2 protein-coding genes and 1 pseudogene are annotated in these 2,130 nt (G+C 58.5%); all 3 read right to left on the reverse strand.

Translation table 11 applies throughout. From position 1 onward, the window contains the following. Positions 1 to 381: 381 nt before the first annotated feature. A complete protein-coding gene (locus EN932_RS34730; protein WP_128369462.1) occupies positions 382 to 675 on the reverse strand; it encodes a DUF768 domain-containing protein in 294 nt (97 codons plus the stop codon). A 142-nt stretch (positions 676 to 817) separates the two neighbouring features. Then, a complete protein-coding gene (locus EN932_RS34735; protein ID WP_082826787.1) occupies positions 818 to 1,420 on the reverse strand; it encodes a DUF4142 domain-containing protein in 603 nt (200 codons plus the stop codon). Between the two features lie 59 nt (positions 1,421 to 1,479). Then, positions 1,480 to 2,130, reverse strand: a pseudogene (locus EN932_RS34740) (cytochrome B6); the annotation flags it as partial.

Genomic DNA, 2,130 nt, shown 5'->3' on the forward strand with positions numbered 1-2,130 from the left:
CTGCACACGGCGGCCCTCTCCCAAAAGCTGTCAGCCGCGGCGGTGCGATTACCGGCAGCAAAGGAGCTTGGTGTCGACGATGAACTTCCTGGCGACGAGATCGTTCGGACTTTGCTGCGGCGCAGGATCCCCCCGCGAGCACATTAGCTGGGTGTTGTAGGGCGTTAGGGCCGTTGAACCACCACCGGGGTGTGTCAGTAGCACCTTACAGGCAGCCGCAGGTCCAAACGAGCAGCACCGTTCCAAGCGCATAAGGGACCAGAAGCAAACCTATCGTCACCCAGAAAGCCGGCTCTGCCAAGGCGGCCATGTCCTTGCGAAACTGCTCCATGGGGCTACCCCGGCAACTTCGACAAACGAAAAGAGCTGATCTGGTATGGCCTACGGCCCGCTTTTGGCATCTTCGACCTCCAGCGCATCCATGAGGGCTGCCACATCGCTGGGTTCGCCAGCGGCGTCACCATGCACGCCAGTTCGCGCTTTCTTGAGCGCTTGCTCGATCGCATCTTCAATGTTTCCGAGCTCGTCCTCACGCACCTCGCGACCATAACCGGCCGCTTCGGCATCCTGCTCGAATTGCTGGGCCAGCACGGTGAAGCTCACTTCCTCTTGGCCGGCAAGAGTGCCGACATTCTCCTGCAGCCAGCTTTCAAAAAACTCTTTGGTCGCGTTCATTGGATAACTCCTCCACCGGATTAAGCGCGGCGGCGATCCGAAGTTCCGCCATGGCGTCACTTTCTCAATCAGACAAGCAGACGCGCGTGCGCTGACATTCACGGAAGGCAGCTGAACTTTCAGGTGCCACATGACCGCCGCTTCATTTGGCCTTTTGCGTATCCGGCGCGAACAGGGCTTGGCCTGCCAGCTTCGCGTGCAACGTGCGGGCCAGGTCAAGATGTTCAAGCACCGTCGGCAGCTTTTCGGAGGCGAAGCGCTGAAGCGCTGCATCCTCGCCCGAGCCTATCTCCCAAGCCAGGAGCTGCGCCGTCCTTTGGTGATCGACGATCTGCGCCCTCAGGTACGCCAGCTCAAACGCGGCGCCGTCGAGCTTTTCGAGATCGGAACGGATTTTCTTGTGATCTGGGTCGAGCCCTTCGGGAAGTGGAATCTTGCTTTTATCGGCCACGGATTTCAGCTGCTCATTGGCCTTGTTGTGATCATCGACCATCCGATTTGCAAATTCACGGAGGTCTTCGTGGCTTGTCTTTCCAGCCGCGAGTCGCCCGAACTCTATCTCGGCCCTGCCGCCTGCCGTAATTAGCTGTACGAAAAGCCGATCCTGATAATTCGTCTGGTGCGGTGCTGGAACTCCAGGCTTCTCCATACTGGTATCGGGGGCAAGACCGGCTGGATTGCCGATTTGCGCCAGCGCACAGCAGGGCGACACTGCCAGGACTACTGTCATTATGGCGGCACGCATGAACTGTCCTCCATTCAATACCTAGTTGATTGTCGGCCGCGGTTTTTCCCGGATGATGTCTAGAGCGTGAGCAAATAGGCCACCAATGCTTCCTTTTCCGATTGGTCGAGCTTCGTTCCGAGCACCAGGTTGAAGAACTCAACGGTATCGCCCAGCGTCATCAGACGGCCGTCATGAAGATAGGGCGGAGAATCCTTGATCCCGCGCAACGTGAAGGTCTTGATGGGTCCATCTGGAATGGCAACCTGGTCGTTGAACGTCTGACCAACTTTGTAGAATCGCTCGAGCTTCAGGTCGTGCATATTGTTGTCCATGAAGGACTGGGCTGGAACATGACATTCGCCGCAGCGGCCCTTTCCCATGAACACCTGCTCGCCCTTGATCTCCAGCGCACTGGCGGTAGCCGGGTCAAGTCGTCCAAATGGATCGAGCTTGGGTGCCGGAGGAAAATCGATGATGTTCTGCATCTGCGCCATCATCGCGACCTGGTTGGGCCGATCCGGCAGGTTCACGCCCTTGCGGGTGGCGCTCACGTGATCGCCGTTGAAATAGGCGGTGCGCTGTTCGAACTCCGTAAAGTCTTCCACGGAACGCAGCGAGCGCTTGGATCCGTGGATCTGCTGGTTGAACAAGCCGCGCAGGCTGGTTGTGTCGAGCCGGAAGCGCTCGGCTTGCGGCCGCACGTCCGGGGTGAGGTGAAACTCCCCGTT

Origin of the sequence: Mesorhizobium sp. M7A.F.Ca.US.002.01.1.1, from assembly GCF_004022955.1 — a bacterium.
Taxonomy (GTDB): Bacteria; Pseudomonadota; Alphaproteobacteria; order Rhizobiales; family Rhizobiaceae; genus Mesorhizobium; species Mesorhizobium ciceri.